The following is a 17,576-nucleotide window of genomic DNA, read 5'->3' on the forward strand; positions in this document are numbered from 1 at the left end:
CAACAGAAGAGGGAGTTTTCGCGTCACTATAGGTATAGTTAGCTTTTCTAAGGAACTTAAAAATCTTTTTATAAAAAAAGCAATTTTACACTATAATCCATATCCTTCTTTTGGCTACTTTACTATCCACCTGATTTGTCTTAATATAAAACTAAGTGGAACTCATACTGACTTCGTATTGAACAGTTGCTGCCAGTAACTGAAATAGAGAAAGAATTCTGGAAAATCAACCACTGTGCTTGTAAGACATTAAAACATTGTCGGATGGTAGGGGAACCTATCTCAAGGCAGCGCCTTCTAGAAAACGGATACATAACATTGTTTAAGTTTGGTAGCGCCTTGAGTTCTGTGAGATGCGGACGATGTTTACTAGCTAAATTTGTTACTCAATATTGATTGTGTTTACGGAGTAGAGGACAACGCACCAATGCCTACTGTTAACACCCACACAGAAGACACAAACACCAAATTCACGGCTGATATGGTGCGAACCTATCTGCGCGAAATTGGTCGTGTACCCCTGCTCACCCGTGAGCAAGAGATTGTTTACGGGAAGCAGGTGCAGCAAATGATGTCGCTGATTGACGCTAAAGAGGCTTTAGCGAAAAAGTTGGATCGGGAACCGAGTTTACCAGAGTGGGCTGACCACGTTCAAAAGTCTGAAACAGAGGTGAAACAGACTGTAACTCAGGGTAAGCGAGCCAAGCAAAAAATGATTGAAGCGAACCTGCGTTTGGTAGTGGCGATTGCCAAGAAATACCAAAAGCGGAATATGGAGTTCCTGGATTTAATCCAAGAAGGAACTCTAGGACTAGAAAGAGGCGTAGAGAAATTTGACCCAATGAGGGGTTATAAATTTTCAACCTACGCTTACTGGTGGATTCGCCAAGCGATTACCCGTGCGATCGCTCAACAAGGTCGGACTATCAGGCTACCTATCCATATTACCGAGAAACTGAACAAAATCAAAAAAGTTCAGCGCGAACTGGCTCAAACTTTGGGGCGTTCTCCATCACCGGCAGAAATCGCCAAAGAACTAGAACTAGAACCTGCTCAGATTCGTGAGTATCTAAACATGGCGCGTCAACCAGTTTCTCTAGATGTGAAAGTTGGTGACAACCAGGATACAGAACTGCAAGAAATGCTCGAAGATGATGGGCCATCCCCTGAGTATTACACCACTCAAGAATTCTTGCGCCAAGACCTGAATACCCTCTTGGCAGAACTCACACCCCAACAGCGAGAAGTCGTAGCCTTACGCTTTGGTTTGTTAGACGGTAACGAATTATCCTTGGCGAAAGTCGGTGAACGATTGAACCTCAGTCGTGAACGCGTCCGCCAATTAGAACATCAAGCACTAGCTCATCTGCGTCGCCGTCGAGCCAATGTTAAAGAATACGTCGCTAGCTAAATTATCAAGACGTAGCGGTGCTACGTCTGTGCAAATCCCAGCGCCTCCTGAACTCACTCAGGGGGCGATTTTTTTTATGGGTGTGTGGGTTTAGGGGTTTAGGGGGTATAAATGCTAGCAACCCTTACACCCTTACACCCTCACACCCTCACACCCAGTCTCAACAAATAACCTGAGTGAGTAAGTCCTATTTTGAGAACCGACAAAAACATTTTGATGCCCCAAAGGCTTGTCCTGTCTTGATTCTTAATTTTGAATTTTGTTGACGAAGTCTTACCGTAGGCTATGAGTGAATTTTGAATTGGTATGACTTTTCCGAAATGAAAATACTTGCTGTTGTATATCTCTATGTACCTAGCAAGATGAATTTCTCTGACCGAGAAATGTCACAGCAAGACTTTAATCTTTATCGATGATTAAATTGCAGTTTACATCACCTATTAGGATGAATCTGCTGGGGGAAGCAAAAGTTTCATAATCACTGATAGTTTAAGATCACTTGCGAAAAAATCTAGAAAACCTGAGTTTTTAAAAAATATTTTTTCTAGAGACTATATATCAAACCTTTGACCGAGACTTAAAGGTTGCAAATTTACTTATGGTTTAAGACAAGTTGCCGAGGCAGTCGTATAAGTTTGTCACAGGAGGAGTCGGGTGCTTAACAATATTTCTAAATTTTCACCATTGCGTCAGTTAAGAATTCCCGCGATTGGTCTGCTTTTTACTCTTTCCATCGTGGGCGCAGAAATCAGTCCTGTACAGAGTAAGGAAGTATCGGTACCTACTTCTACAACCCTATCGACGCATGACGAGCCACATAGTTCCCTGACTCCTCGTCTGATGAGCTTAACCCCAGTTAGTGAAGAGAAAGAAAGCGTTTTAGCACAGACAAAGAATCAGAAAGCCGAAAAAGAAACAGCGATCGCGCCGAAATTTAGTTTACCAAAAAAAGATGGCATTTATCTTTATGGTCAATCGCCACAACCAGACCAAATAGGACAAGGTTATGTTCTGTTTAAAAAACAGCAAGGTAGACTAGTAGGCGCATTGTATATGCCTAATTCTGAGTTTAGTTGTTTTCAAGGCAAACTTGATACATCTGGAGAGTTGGCAATGACTGTTACAGCCACACCAGATGCTGGTATTTCACCTGAAGTAGCTACAGCTAGTACATTACCCAAATTTTCTGAAGATGCGCCAATGAGCTATGCTTACTCTCTAGCATTGCAAGATTATCATCCCATCAATAGAATAAGTCCTGGCGATCGCCGCATTCTGCAAATGTGTAGTCAATAGAGACATTGTACACAACTAATACTCAATCCCTGGTTGTGCCTTAACGTTTTGATCACGGAAAGGATGCTTAATCAGGGTCATTTCTGTAACTAGGTCTGCGCGTTCAATGAGGGCGGCTGGTGCGCCTCTACCTGTGAGAATTACGTGTTTACTAGCGGGTTTACGTGCCAAGCCTGCCAGAACCTCATCTATGCTTAAATAGCCCATTTTCAGGGCAATATTAATTTCGTCTAGTAGGACTAACTGGTACTGGGGGTCAAGGATGAATTCTAATGATTTTTCCCATGCGGCTTGAGCTTTGTCAATGTCGCGATCGCGGTCTTGGGTGTCCCAAGTGAAACCTTCTCCCATTGCGTGAAACTCGATTTGGTCTTCCCAATAGCTAAATACGCTTTTTTCTGAAGGTTCCCAAGCACCCTTGATGAACTGGACGATCGCTACTTTATACCCATGACCGAGCGATCGTAATACCATACCTAGTGCTGCGGTGGTTTTGCCTTTACCGTTACCAGTATTAACAATAATTAACCCTTTTTCTGGCACAGCTTGAGATATGCGGCGCTCCTGTACTTCCTTGCGGCGCTGCATTTTGGTGCGGTATTGTTCATCAGAAAGGTTTTGGGTTGATGCCATTATTTCATCAATGAGACGCTCAATTTCCTTATCTGATTCTAATGCTTCTGGTGTATCGCTTGTCATCAAATTCATCAGGAAATACAGAAAATAAATGTTACAACGAACAAACCCAAGAAAAACTTGTGGTTAGATTGATGAGAAGTTGAGGGGAATCTGGCAGAGAAAATAAAAAGAGTTGGTGAAAAAGACTAATGTTTTCACCTATTGAGTTTGATACTTGACTAAATCTTCTTCTATGAACAATGTTGCGCGAATGATTTAGCGTTGTAATGTGTATAAAAATATATCTAGTAAATCTCTCTAATTGCTTTCTAGCACGCAATTTATACAGTCTTTAGGTTGTGGTTATGTCCAGTTCAGTTACGCTACAGAACATTGATAATGTACTCACTTTTTTAACATTATTTTCCAGTCAAAATTGCCAACTATATGACATACAAACTGAACCTTTAACCTTAGACCCTTACTACTATTCTAAGGAATTTAATAGATTCATAACAGCACTTTACGCAGGAAATTTTGTCATATCTTTTGATTGGACAAATTGGCAGGATGAGGCTAATCGTTTTGTAACTAATCCGGAACTATTAAATTTAGCTGATATTTCTACAATACAGAAATTATTGACTAGCCACGTTCGTAAAGAACGTTTTTGTAGTGGTCATCTAGCGCAAATGATAGATAATGGTCATTTGTTGACAATATTGCAGCGACTACAAGCAATTCGCATAAGCTAATGCACGTCTAAATTGCATAACTACGAATAAGGGCTGTTGACTGTCAACGGTCAACAGTCATCACTATGGATTGTGCAAGTTAAAAAAAATTCGTAGTTTTCCTATGTTCTGCACAAAGCGCGTACGATTCGTACATTCAGGGGATGCGAGAAATTGCTGAAACATAGTTAACATTAGATTCGGCAAGGTTACGATTCGGGAGTCTGAAAATGGCAAAACATTTGGGTAAGAAAATTGCACCTATACCGATGTCAACCGATATCAGTGTGGTGGATTTGATTGATAATTACTTCACCGCCTACAACTCGGCGCGTTTACGGGAAGCCAGCCAATTGTTGGCTTGTGATATCCTCAAAGATGGTGTAACTGTTGGTGTGAGTCTTTCTGGTGCGATGACACCTGCTGGTTTTGGGGTGTCTGCACTTGCACCCCTAATTCGCAATGGCTTTATTGATTGGATGATTAGCACTGGTGCAAATCTTTACCATGATATGCACTATGGGTTAGGTTTTGAGTTGTTCGCCGGGAACCCGTTTTTAGATGATGTCAAGCTGCGTGAAGAAGGAACTATCAGGATTTACGACATCATCTTTGGTTATGATGTCCTGCTAGAAACTGATGCTTTCATCCGCAAGATTTTGCAAGCAGAACCCTTTCAAAAACGGATGGGAACGGCGGAGTTTCATTATTTGTTGGGTAAGTATGTGAGGGAAGTTGAAAAGCAATTAGGGGTGAAACATTCCTGCTTGCTGGCTACAGCTTATGAGTATGGTGTACCCATTTACACCTCTTCCCCTGGTGACAGTTCCATCGGGATGAACGTAGCGGCGTTAGCGTTAGAAGGTTCACAACTGATATTAGATCCAGCCATTGACGTGAACGAAACAGCTGCGATCGCCTACAATGCCAGAGAAGGAGAAGGCAAAAGCGCGGCTGTAATTCTCGGTGGTGGTAGTCCGAAAAACTTTTTGCTACAAACCCAACCGCAAATTCACGAGGTTTTGGGTTTAGAAGAACGGGGACATGATTTCTTCGTTCAATTCACAGATGCGCGTCCTGATACTGGTGGCTTATCTGGGGCGACACCAGCAGAGGCAGTAAGCTGGGGTAAGATCGACCCAGACGAACTACCCAGCACCATTGTTTGTTACACAGATAGCACGATCGCCTTACCTTTGGTAACAGCATACGTCCTCAACCAATGTCCGCCCCGTCCCCTGAAGCGGTTGTATGACAGACGCGAAGAACTATACGATAAACTCCGCACAGACTACCTAGCGGCGAAAGATAAACCAGTAGAAAAAGTAGCAACTAATGGAGAAGTTGCTACTTATCCCTGCGGTACACCTATTAGGCAATAGTAGGGAGTAGGAAGTAGGAAGTAGGACTTACGCAGTGATACGAAGAATCAAGGGTTTGGGCGAGGGTATAGGGGTATAGGGGTGTAGGGGTGTAGGTGTTCAAAACCCTTACACACCTACACCCTCATACCCTTATACCCCTTCTGAACAAATAACCTCTGTGCGTAAGTCCTGGGAAGTAGGGAGTGAGGAGTAAAAAATTGTTCTCTTACACCCTCACACCCCCAAACCCCTACACCCCTCCATATATCGGAATAGCCGCGCCGCGAATATCTTTGGCTTTTTCCGAGGCTAAAAAGCAGATTAATTCGCCAATAGACTCAGGCTTTACCCATTTGTCGGCATTTTCTGTACCCATTGCTTGACGGTTAGCGGGGGTATCAATAACTGTGGGGAGGATAACATTAGCGGTGATGTTTGTACCTTTCGTTTCATCAGCGATCGCTTTTGTGAAAGCTACCACACCCGCCTTCGCCGCAGAATAGGCGGCTAATCCTCCGGATGGTTCCACAGCAGCCTTAGAACCGATAGTGATAATACGTCCGTAGCCGTGGTCTAACATACTTTTGAGGCTATATTTGCAAACCAAAAAAGTTGTATTTAAATTGATCTCAAATTCTCGTTTCCAACTGTAATAACTGTACTCGTGAGTTTTGCCCATCGAAAAGCCACCCACAAGATGAATTAATACATCTACCCTACCGATGCGGGTGATGAGATTATCAACAGAAGATTCTTCTTCCAAATTAGCGGGAAGAAAGTTAACTCTGGCAAAATCCGCCGGCGGGAGAACCTCTTTGAGGCGTTCAACTTCCTTGAGATTGCGGTAAGTAATGGTCAGATTTGCACCTTGGGCGAGGACGACTGGTGTGACTCCTAAACCTAGTCCACCAGTACCGCCTGTAAGTAGAACTTGTCTACCTTTCATGATGTATGAACTCCAGAGAGCTTCATGATTCAAGATAACGCGTGGGCGTATTGCTTGCATCGGAGTAAAATTTAGGGGTGTAGGGGTTTAGGGGTGTAGGGGAATAATACTTACTTCCCCAGTCGCTTCTAGTTGGTACGGCGATCGCCTACAATTCTTAAGAGATGAATCTATATTAATTAACTAAACATCAAATATGACTACACTTAATTTTCAACGTGCTAACACTTTGAAATCAGCCTTTCAAGCTTGTAGTGTGGAACCCTTGGAAGGGGAAGATATTGAAAAATACTATGTTGATTTATCAGCAGTCCGTAAAACTTCAGCCGTTGATAATGTTAGTACAATTTTAGACTTTCAAGAACCTGCGGATTTCACCACGATTTTATTTACTGGACATCGTGGTTGTGGCAAAAGCACAGAGTTAAAACGAATCCAAAAGCTTTGGCAAGAAAATTATCATGTGATTTATTTAGAAGTGAATGAAGAAACAGATATTAATGATGCTAGTTATACAGATTTATATTTAATAGTTATTAAACAAGTAGAATATGAACTGAGAAAATTAGACTTAAGCTTTGATAAACAACTATTGCAAAGTTTTGAGTCTTGGTTTAAGGAAATTACGAAAGAAACTGAGGAAAGTGTAGAAAAATCCGTCAGCATTGAGGGAGAAGCAACGCTACAGCCCCAAGCGCCATTTATTGCTAAATTAATGGTGAAATTGCTGGCTCAGATTAAAGGTTCTGATAAACAGAAAACTACAATTCGCCAAACATTAGAAAAGGACTTATCGCGCCTGAAGGCAGATATTAATTTATTACTGGGTGATGCTTACATTAAACTCAGAAAGAAATTTCCCCAGTTTAAAGGCCTATTAGTTATCTTTGATAATTTAGACCGAGTTCCGCCTGCGGTTGCAGACCACTTATTTTTCGATTATGCGGCGCAGCTACAAGAACTGCACTGTACAATTATTTATACAGTCCCAATTTCTATTCTTTGTTCACCCAAAAATCCCCTTTGTCAATTTGATGGGAATCCTCATATTGTACCAATGGTGAATATTTATGAATTTGAACGTGATGTCTGCCATTTAAATTACAATCAAGCTGGGCTAGATGCGGTTGCTAGTTTGATTGAGAAGCGAGTAGATGTTGATGCTGTATTTACTTCTCGCCAAGAATTGCTAGAGTTAACTAAAGCTAGTGGTGGTCATGTCCGTCAATTGATGCAGATGATGCGGAGTGCTTGTCAAACTGCTAGCACTAAAAAACATCCAAAAATTACGGCTGAAGATGTGGAATATGCTATCAAACAACAGCAATTTGGGTTTGAGAGGTTTATCCCTGAAGAACATTATCATTATTTAGCTCAAGTGTGCATCAATAAAGATGTGAGCAAAGATGAAATTGGTCAATTGATGCTGTTTAACACTTCAGTTTTAGAATATAACGGCAATAAACGCTGGAATTACCCCAATCCCGTGGTAAAACAAAATGAGTTCTTCCAAAAAGCCCTCACAGCAGCCCTCGCAGATAAATCTTAGTGCAGAAATTGGGCAATTTATCAGCCTAAATCAAGAAGCTTTTGCTGAGTTACTGACTTTCATCGACTTTGCAGAAAAGTTTACCCTTGGTTTGGTGGAAGTTAACTTTCCTCCCGATGTGGATTTATTAATTGCGGCGTTACAAAACAACCCGGACTGTGAGAATATTCAATTTTTTATTCTTAAATGTGTCGATGCTAATCTGCGGTTTCTGCGAGATGAAATTATTAAAAGATTATCTGAGATTGAATTAGAATCTAATAAAAAGTTAGTCTTGATTGTCAGAGGTTTAGAAAACGCCATTGGGGTGTTCGGTGAATATCCCCCAGTATTACAAGACTTAAACTTTGTGCGGGATGCGTATAAAAGAACTGTCCCTCATCCCATATTATTTATTCTGCCAGATTATGCCATCACTCGCCTAGCTAAATTCGCACCAGATTTTTGGGCTTGGCGTTCAGGAATATTTCGTTTTAAAACACCAGCAATAACAAAAGAAAATGCTATTAATCAGGTTAAAAATAGCGAGATATTAGACAGGATAGAGCCGCCGGAGAAGCAAGAACGCATCGATTTATTACACCGCCTGTTAATGGAAGAAAAACCAACTGGACAACAGGTAACAGATGGTAATCTCCGCAGCTATAGTAATATTTTACATCAACTTGGACAGGCTTATTTAAGTCATATAAAACCAGAAAAAGCTAGGGAATATTTAGAAGAAGCAGAAAGAATTTCTGAAAATTTACAAGATGAGTTATTTCAAGCAGAAGTTATTAACACTTTAGGCGATACCTACTCTCTACAAAGGCAATTTAATCTAGGAATCAAGTATTATGAGAAATCATTACTAATTGCTAGACGCTTAGAGAATCGCCTTAGTGAAATTAATGCTTTATTTAAACTAGGTAATGCTTATTTAGATTTGAGGCAATTTTCACAAGCTGCTAAATTTTATCAGCAGTGTTTAGACATTGAGCAAGAGATAGGCGATCGCTATAGCCAAGCAAGCACTTACCACGAATTGGGAAGAGTCGCCCAAAATTTACGGGAATGGGAACAAGCCAAAACCTATTATCAACAAGCTTTAGATATCACAATCGAATTTGGCGATCGCTATAACCAAGCAAGCACTTACCACCAGTTGGGAATGGTAGCCCAAAAATTAAGGAAATGGGAACAAGCCAAAACCTATTATCAACAAGCTTTGGATATCACAATCGAATTTGGCGATCGCTATAACCAAGCCAGAATTTACCACCAGTTGGCAATCGTAGCCCAAAATTTACGAGAATGGCAACAAGCCAAAACCTATTATCAACAAGCTTTGGATCTCAAAATTGAATTTGGTGATCGCTATAACCAAGCAAGCACTTACCACCAGTTGGGAATGGTAGCCCAAAATTTACGGGAATGGGAACAAGCCAAAACCTATTATCAACAAGCTTTAGATATCACAATCGAATTTGGCGATCGCTATAGCCAAGCAAGCACTTACCACCAGTTGGGAATAGTAGCCCAAAATTTAAGGGAATGGGAACAAGCCAAAACCTATTACCAACAAGCGTTGGATCTCAAAATTGAATTTGGCGATCGCTATAGCCAAGCCAGCACCTATGGACAATTAGGAACGCTTGCAGAAGCGCAGGAAAATTATGTAGAGGCGAGGCTGAATTTGCAGACAGCTTTAGAAATATACGTTGAGTATAAAGATGAACATTGGGCAGGGATAGCAAGAAAAATTTTAGACGAATTACCAGAATGATGGTGAGATGTAAAAGCAGTGGTGTGACAAGCCTAAAATTTAGGTTGGGTAGAGGCTTTGCGTAACCCAATACCCTGATATGGCTGTTGGCTGTTGACTGTTAACAGACTTAAAAGCCTTGTGTTGTCAGGGTTTTATCCTATCTTAATGTACTAGTTTAGTCCGGTTATGCTACTAGTGCGATCGCACCAAGCACTATACGCTGCTCGTTTTTATTTCCACCTTTGCTTAACACTTTCTCTTATTCATCAGATCGCTTTCCTATGAAATGAAAACCCTTCTATACCTTGTGAGGGAAATTTTCTGATAATTTTTCCTGAGAACACCATTATTTACAAGTAGAGTGTGATGTCTAGGAAATGACAATTTTTCTGTTTTATTTCTAGTTTGTAGCCAATCTTTGATGAATCAGACCTCTTTCCTCTACTAGCAAGGCGGAGCGACTCTGAGATAGCAAAGTAATGTTTAGAAATTATTGCAATAAGAGTAGTAACTAAACGTTAAATAATGAGTATAAATTCACTATACTAAAAGCTAAAAATTGGCATTTTCACAACAGAAAAATCAGAAATTTGTGGTATTGATTAGGCTTGCTTTAATTTTTTAGATGTTAATATGTAGTAACTAAGCAGTTAGCAAATATAACTGCCCAAAAGCGAGGAGAACAATGGCTGATACACAAACTTTGTTACAAAATTTTGGTCAGGTATACGACAATCCAGTGCTACTGGATCGGAGTGTAACTGCTCCAGTCACAGAAGGACTAAATGTTCTTCTAGCTAGCTTTCAAGCACTTTATTTGCAATACCAAAAACATCATTTTGTAGTTGAAGGCGCAGAATTTTACTCACTGCATGAGTTTTTTAACTCCAGCTACAATGAAGTGCAAGACCACGTTCATGAAATTGGCGAACGGTTGAATGGATTGGGTGGCGTACCGGCTGCATCTTTCAGCAAGTTAGCAGAATTAACCTGTTTTGAACAAGAATCTGATGGCGTATATTCTTCCCGTAAGATGGTAGAAAACGACCTAGCAGCAGAACAGGCGATTATCAACGTTATTCGTCGCCAAGCGGCTCAGGCTGAAAGTTTAGGCGATCGCGGTACACGCTACCTCTACGAAAAAATTCTGTTAAAAACCGAAGAAAGAGCTTATCATTTAGCTCACTTCTTAGCTAAAGATAGCTTAACCTTAGGATTTGTTCAGCCTGCTCAGAATTAACCTTGGCTTAATCTCAATGTAGTTAATTCTGCTTTAGAGATAATGTCGTCTTAACAAGAAGGAATCTTAAGAAAATGTGAAAAATGGCAGAGAGAGTTGATACTCATCTGCCATTTTTTATTGATATGTAGATTAGACAATACACAGTCAAATCATGATATGGTGGGCATTGTCAGCCATCGTAAAATGAAAGAGTTTTTTAAATTATTTTTATTCGTTTAATTAAGTATCATGCAGTGAAGGACATAGTCAGTAAGTTGGGGTTTTTGTATTAATCTAAATTTACGTCGCCAATGCGAGACTACGGAATAATTAAGGTTTCTTATCTATGCGATGAATAAGGTAAAGCATCAAGGTTTTTAAGCAAAGAAAATAGAAAAATTTTATTACTGATAGTACTGATGAAATTTACGTATCTCCCCAAGGATTAGTATTGGGATACCACTAAAGGATGAGTATATAATTCAGCGTGATGGATGCAAAAATATACAGACGCGTTGAAATCGTTAACCAGCGCACTATATAGAGATATGATCATTTTGACTTTTGCCTTGTTGTACTAGCTGGCAGCTATTGTGTTATCAAACCTAGAAAACTTGATAATAAACAACATGAATAGGGGGAAAGACCCTTAAAATAATCAGGATTTGTATTCTCGTACTCCAACCCAACGACTATGCCCCGCCGTCAAGACATCCAGAAGATATTATTATTGGGATCTGGCCCAATTGTGATCGGACAAGCCTGTGAGTTTGATTACTCTGGGACTCAAGCCTGTAAAGCACTGCGAGAAGAAGGTTATGAAGTAGTGCTGGTGAATTCCAATCCTGCGACCATCATGACCGATCCGGAAACAGCCGATCGCACTTACATTGAACCACTAACACCGGAATTAGTAGAGAAAGTCATCGCTAGAGAACGTCCAGACGCTTTACTACCCACAATGGGCGGACAAACTGCCTTGAATATCGCCGTTGCTTTAGCAAAAAATGGCGTACTGGATCAGTATAATGTTGAATTAATCGGTGCTAAGTTGCCGGCAATTGAGAAAGCCGAAGACAGAAAATTATTCAATGAAGCAATGGATAAGATTGGGGTCAAAGTTTGCCCCAGTGGTACAGCCTCATCTTTGGATGAATCGAAAGCGATCGCCCGTCGCATTGGCACTTATCCTTTAATTATTCGCCCAGCTTTTACTATGGGTGGTACGGGTGGTGGTATTGCGTACAACCAAGAAGAATTTGAGGAAATGGCGCAAGTCGGGATAGATGCAAGTCCCGTTTCCCAGATTCTTATTGACCAGTCCCTACTCGGCTGGAAAGAATACGAGTTGGAAGTGATGCGCGACCTTGCAGATAACGTTGTAATTATCTGTTCCATCGAAAATATCGACCCGATGGGTATCCACACCGGCGATTCAATTACCGTCGCCCCCGCCCAAACCCTCACCGATAAGGAATACCAACGCCTGCGGGACATGGCGATTAAAATCATCCGTGAGATTGGCGTAGAAACTGGTGGTTCTAATATCCAGTTTGCAGTCAATCCGGTAAATGGGGATGTGGTTGTCATTGAAATGAACCCCCGCGTTTCTCGCAGTTCGGCTTTGTCTTCCAAAGCTACCGGCTTCCCTATTGCCAAGATGGCGGCTAAGTTGGCTGTGGGCTACACCTTAGATGAAATTAGAAACGACATCACCAAGAAAACCCCCGCATCCTTTGAACCGACTATTGATTATGTAGTTACCAAAGTTCCCCGCTTTGCCTTTGAGAAGTTCCCCGGTTCCGAACCAGTCCTGACTACCCAAATGAAATCCGTCGGGGAAGCAATGGCTATCGGTCGGACTTTTAACGAATCCTTCCAAAAAGCCCTGCGTTCTCTAGAAACAGGCCGCGCCGGCTGGGGTTGCGATAAAGCCGAAAAATTACCCAGTGGTGAACAAATTCGCGCCCAACTGCGGACACCAAACCCAGACCGGATTTTTGCAGTGCGTCATGCGTTGCAATTAGGGATGAGTCCGGAAGAAATCTACGAACTCACAGCTATTGACCCCTGGTTCCTAGATAAAATGCAGCAACTGTTGGAGGTGGAAAAATTCCTCAAACGCACACCTCTAAAACAGTTGACGCGAGAGCAGATGTATGCAGTTAAACGGGATGGATATAGCGATCGCCAAATTGCCTTTGCCACCAAAACCACAGAAGATGAAGTCCGCGCCTACCGCAAAGAACTAGGAGTCACACCAGTTTACAAAACCGTCGATACCTGCGCGGCTGAATTTGAAGCGTTTACACCCTATTACTACTCCACCTACGAAGAAGAAACCGAAGTTATCCCCGCGAGCAAACCCAAGGTAATGATTTTGGGCGGTGGCCCCAACCGCATCGGTCAGGGAATCGAGTTTGACTATTGTTGTTGTCACGCCGCCTATGCACTCAAAGGGGCTGGATACGAAACAATCATGGTCAACTCCAACCCAGAAACAGTATCCACCGACTATGACACCAGCGATCGCCTCTACTTCGAGCCATTAACCAAAGAAGATGTCCTCAACATCATCGAAGCTGAGAACCCCGTAGGTATCATCGTCCAGTTTGGTGGACAAACACCGTTGAAGTTAGCATTGCCTTTACAGGACTATCTCAGGCAGGTTGGTAACGGGTCATTGGTAATAGGTAATGGGAATGAAGAAACAGCAATTACCGATGACCAATTACCAATTACCAAGATTTGGGGTACTTCCCCCGACTCAATCGACAGTGCCGAAGACCGGGAAAGATTTGAGAAAATCCTCCAGAAGTTGAATATTTCCCAACCACCAAACGGAATTGCCCGGAGTTACGAAGATGCACTGATTGTTGCCAAGCGTATTGGCTACCCGGTGGTGGTACGTCCAAGTTATGTGTTGGGTGGTAGGGCAATGGAAATTGTCTACTCTGATACAGAATTGGAACGGTACATGACCTTTGCGGTACAGGTGGAACCAGAACACCCAATTTTAATTGACAAGTTCCTGGAAAATGCCATTGAAGTCGATGTGGATGCGATCGCCGACCATACAGGAAGAGTCGTAATTGGTGGCATCATGGAACACATCGAACAAGCGGGGATTCACTCAGGGGATTCCGCCTGTTCTCTACCTTCAATTTCCCTACCACCAGCCGTTCTCAATCAAATCCGTACTTGGACAGTACAACTAGCACAAGAGCTTTCTGTGGTTGGATTGATGAATATTCAGTTCGCCGTCATTGGTGCTAGCTCTTATTCACCCCAAGTGTATATTTTAGAAGCCAATCCCCGCGCCTCCCGTACCGTACCTTTCGTATCCAAAGCTACTGGCGTACCTCTCGCAAAATTGGCATCCTTAATTATGTCGGGAAAAACCTTGGAAGAGTTAAACTTTACCCAAGAAGTTATCCCCAGTCACATTGCCGTTAAAGAAGCTGTATTACCCTTTAATAAATTCCCAGGAACTGATACAATATTAGGCCCGGAGATGCGTTCCACTGGCGAAGTTATGGGAATCGACAGCGACTTTGGTCGCGCCTTCGCCAAAGCAGAATTAGGTGCTGGAGAACGTCTGCCACTAACAGGAACTGTCTTTGTATCGATGAGCGATCGCGATAAATCCGCCGCCGTACCCGTAGTTAGGGAATTTATCGACTTAGGCTTTAAAGTGATGGCTACCTTTGGTACGCGTCGAGTTTTGTTAGAAAACGGCTTGAATGTGGAATTAGTCTTGAAACTTCATGAAGGCCGTCCCCACGTTATTGATGCCATCAAAAACCAAAAAATCCAACTGATTATTAACACACCTTCTGGAGAAGAAGCACAAACCGATGCCAGATTAATCCGCCGGACAGGTCTAGCTTATAAAATCCCCATCATTACAACTATCGCTGGGGCTAAAGCAACTGTCGCGGCCATCCGTTCCATGCAGAATACCACCTTGGACGTAAAAACAATCCAAGAGTATTGCCCGAACTTCTAGAACACCAATTCAGTAATCTTGAAAGAACCTCTCCCCCCACTCCTACAAGGAGAGGTGAGTTTGGCTCCCCCTTCCCTGTCTTTGCTACGCAACGCTAACGCGAACGACACGCTGCGCGAACGTAGGGAAGGGGGTTGGGGGGGTTAGGTACTTCATCAAAAACTTTCTCCCTGCCCCCTGCCCCAATTCCTAACTTTCGCCAGTCCCCAATCCCCAAGATCCGAAATCTGCATTAAGCAGTATTTACAAGAAAAATTAAGTAATTATTATAGAAAAATAATTATGGTTTTCATTGAGATATTTTAACAAATATGAGGCAATAGTAATTCTCTGCGAAAAAGCTAATCGAATATACTTCTAGAAAGCTAGACAAATAGCAACAGGATATTCTTTTGTGTCTTGAAAAAGCCTTCTGTCAAGAGTTAAACGATTCTACTCAGTCCCTGAACAATCTGCTAGAAAGCTGTTGATAGCAATTGCTATTGCTAAAAATTTTCCATAACCAAATCTTAATCTCAAGGTGTTGTCGAATTATGAATGAGCGAAACTGTAATTCTTTTTAATTTTAGGTAACAAAAGCTACAATTTGCTGAATTTATAAAGTTTTTAGTCTCCAAATTAACCATTTTTTCTCATAAATGTTACAATTGTTAATACAAGGTTCAACGCAAAAATGTTATTTTCGACACCTTTTATCTAACTAAAGATAGTTGTGCGAAATACGGAATAACTGTAACGTCTAGCAGTTAAAGACCTATTGAAACTCCTATAACAGCCGACATCATCGGATGTATAAACCCTAAACGATCAAACAACAACATCCCAGGTTAACTGGGTAGCAACGGCAAAGAGCATCTATTCAGTTAATGACCCTACCAACAGAAACATCATCACCAAAGAGTAGCGCCATGAAGACCGCTCCAACAGCCACAGACCTCGTGCGGACTTACCTGCGTGAGATAGGACGTGTACCACTTTTAAGTCATGAAGAAGAAATTCGTTATGGTAAACAGGTACAGCGTTCCACAACGTTGCAAGAAATGCGAGAGGAATTGGCAACCCAGTCAGGGCGTGAACCAAGCGTAGAAGAGTGGGCAAAAGCGGCCAATCTCAACCCAGCAGATTTGCTGGAAGCGATCGCCGATGGCGAAATAGCCAAGCGCAAAATGGTAGAAGCCAACTTGCGGCTAGTGGTATCCGTTGCCAAAAAATATATTAAACGTAACGTCGATTTATTAGACCTCATCCAAGAAGGTAGTATTGGAATGCAACGGGGTGTAGAGAAATTTGACCCCACCAAGGGTTATAGATTTTCTACCTACGCCTACTGGTGGATACGTCAAGCCATCACGCGGGCGATCGCTGAAAAAGCGCGTACTATCCGCCTACCCATCCATATCACCGAGAAGCTGAACAAAATTAAAAAAGCCCAGCGTCAGCTCTCCCAGAGATTGGGACGTGCGCCTACAGCCGGTGAACTAGCCAACGAATTAGAACTAACACCCAAACAAGTTAGGGAATATTTAGAAAAAGCCCGTCTCCCCTTATCCTTAGATTTACGCTTAGGGGACAACTACGACACCGAACTAGGAGAAATGTTGGAAGATCCAGGCGCTTCTCCGGAAGACTTTGTTATGCAATCTTCCCTATCCAACGACCTAGAGGTACTGATGGAGCAATTAACGCCCCAGCAGAAAGAAGTAATCACACTCCGCTTTGGCTTAATCGATGGGCAAGCCCTAACTCTAGCAAGAATCGGCGAAATACTTAACATCAGCCGCGAACGAGTCAGACAAATCGAAAGAGAAGCGCTTACCAAATTGCGTAAGTCTAAAGCCAACATGGGTGAGTATTTGGCAAGTTAGTCAGAGACGCGATTAATCGCGTCTGTACATTGGTCAGTAGTCAGATGTAAATCCTCTGTTTACATCTGACTGCTGACTTTTTACTATTGACTAACAGGTGAGAAAATCCCCTGCTTATGGTACGGTTACGCCCACTTTGATGTATGAATGAGTTTGTTACATTATTTGACAGGAACACCAAATGGTTAAAGCAGTCAGATAACAGACATATATCAATCATATATTTAAAGCCATTATCATCACACCCACCAGTATTATTGCAGGAGGAAAAAGTGAGTAATCAATCTAACCGAGTTTCAGAATTTTTTAATAGCGACTCAGAAACAGCCAATCTGCTGTGGCAGTATGTTAAGTCATTAAGTCCAGAAACTGTTACCCAACTCTCTAAACCCACATCACCAGAAGTTTTTCAGGTAATGGAACGCAATATCATCGGATTATTGGGCAACCTACCTCCAGAACATTTTGGAGTCACCATTACTACCAGCCGCGAACATTTGGGACGATTGCTAGCCTCAGCAATGATTAGTGGTTACTTCTTGCGGAACGCTGAACAGAGAATGAGCTTTGAAACAGTCCTACAAGGAATTGAGAGTAACCACAACGAAGCCGAATAAGGTTGTCTAGTTTGTAGTCAGCACCTCAGTGCTTAATTAAATAGACAAGGATAAATTCCCTGTTCCCTACGAAAAGCTGGCGCGAACTTACTTTGTTCGTAGGGTCAACTACAAACAGGCAAATTATAGCTGGGGGCTGGGGACTGGGTAACGGGGACTGGGGACTGGGTTAAAAGTCTTGTTATGTCTAGGTTGTAT

At 42.1% G+C, this 17,576-nt stretch carries 12 protein-coding genes; 10 read left to right on the forward strand and 2 right to left on the reverse strand.

Annotated elements, in window-relative coordinates; all coding sequences use genetic code 11:
- Window positions 1-427 precede the first annotated feature (427 nt).
- Both ACN222_RS19015 and ACN222_RS19020 read left to right on the forward strand, forming a co-directional pair.
- Window positions 428-1,411: an RNA polymerase sigma factor, RpoD/SigA family gene (locus tag ACN222_RS19015; RefSeq protein WP_010997941.1), complete on the forward strand. Its 984-nt coding sequence runs from the start codon at window positions 428-430 to the stop codon at window positions 1,409-1,411.
- Between the two features lie 654 nt (window positions 1,412-2,065).
- Window positions 2,066-2,707 carry a hypothetical protein gene (locus tag ACN222_RS19020; RefSeq protein WP_010997942.1) on the forward strand — a complete coding sequence of 214 codons (642 nt, stop codon included), beginning with the start codon at window positions 2,066-2,068 and terminating at the stop codon, window positions 2,705-2,707.
- A gap of 15 nt (window positions 2,708-2,722) precedes the next feature.
- Here the strand turns inward: ACN222_RS19020 and cobO are convergent, their stop codons facing one another.
- Window positions 2,723-3,406, reverse strand: coding sequence for a cob(I)yrinic acid a,c-diamide adenosyltransferase (gene cobO / locus ACN222_RS19025; RefSeq protein ID WP_044521937.1), 684 nt, complete (start codon window positions 3,404-3,406; stop codon window positions 2,723-2,725).
- 284 nt (window positions 3,407-3,690) lie between these two features.
- Between cobO and ACN222_RS19030 the strand changes: the two genes are divergently transcribed.
- Window positions 3,691-4,080: a DUF6508 domain-containing protein gene (locus ACN222_RS19030; protein WP_199315744.1), complete on the forward strand. Its 390-nt coding sequence runs from the start codon at window positions 3,691-3,693 to the stop codon at window positions 4,078-4,080.
- Between the two features lie 209 nt (window positions 4,081-4,289).
- Entirely contained in the window at window positions 4,290-5,441 is a 1,152-nt protein-coding gene (locus ACN222_RS19035; RefSeq protein WP_010997945.1) for a homospermidine biosynthesis protein, read from the forward strand.
- Between the two features lie 232 nt (window positions 5,442-5,673).
- Here ACN222_RS19035 and fabG read toward each other — a convergent pair whose 3' ends face one another.
- Window positions 5,674-6,369, reverse strand: coding sequence for a 3-oxoacyl-ACP reductase FabG (gene fabG / locus ACN222_RS19040; RefSeq protein WP_044521940.1), 696 nt, complete (start codon window positions 6,367-6,369; stop codon window positions 5,674-5,676).
- 196 nt (window positions 6,370-6,565) lie between these two features.
- Between fabG and ACN222_RS19045 the strand changes: the two genes are divergently transcribed.
- The 6 genes from ACN222_RS19045 (at window position 6,566) to ACN222_RS19070 (ending at window position 17,378) form a co-directional block, all read left to right on the forward strand.
- Window positions 6,566-7,918 (forward strand): P-loop NTPase fold protein, encoded by a 1,353-nt coding sequence (locus tag ACN222_RS19045; RefSeq protein WP_010997947.1) that lies wholly within the window; start codon window positions 6,566-6,568, stop codon window positions 7,916-7,918.
- Window positions 7,869-9,683 carry a tetratricopeptide repeat protein gene (locus ACN222_RS19050; protein ID WP_010997948.1) on the forward strand — a complete coding sequence of 605 codons (1,815 nt, stop codon included), beginning with the start codon at window positions 7,869-7,871 and terminating at the stop codon, window positions 9,681-9,683. The genes ACN222_RS19045 and ACN222_RS19050 overlap by 50 nt, the downstream gene beginning before the upstream one ends.
- A gap of 667 nt (window positions 9,684-10,350) precedes the next feature.
- Complete coding sequence (locus ACN222_RS19055) at window positions 10,351-10,905, forward strand: Dps family protein (protein ID WP_010997949.1); 555 nt, start codon at window positions 10,351-10,353, stop codon at window positions 10,903-10,905.
- A gap of 676 nt (window positions 10,906-11,581) precedes the next feature.
- Entirely contained in the window at window positions 11,582-14,896 is a 3,315-nt protein-coding gene (gene carB / locus ACN222_RS19060; protein ID WP_010997950.1) for a carbamoyl-phosphate synthase large subunit, read from the forward strand.
- 908 nt (window positions 14,897-15,804) lie between these two features.
- Complete coding sequence (locus tag ACN222_RS19065) at window positions 15,805-16,761, forward strand: RNA polymerase sigma factor, RpoD/SigA family (RefSeq protein WP_044523203.1); 957 nt, start codon at window positions 15,805-15,807, stop codon at window positions 16,759-16,761.
- A 272-nt stretch (window positions 16,762-17,033) separates the two neighbouring features.
- On the forward strand, window positions 17,034-17,378 hold the full coding sequence (locus tag ACN222_RS19070; protein ID WP_044521941.1) for a DUF760 domain-containing protein: 345 nt from the start codon (window positions 17,034-17,036) through the stop codon (window positions 17,376-17,378).
- Window positions 17,379-17,576: the final 198 nt, after the last annotated feature.

Origin of the sequence: Anabaena sp. FACHB-595 (genome assembly GCF_048568275.1) — a bacterium.
GTDB lineage: Bacteria > Cyanobacteriota > Cyanobacteriia > Cyanobacteriales > Nostocaceae > Trichormus.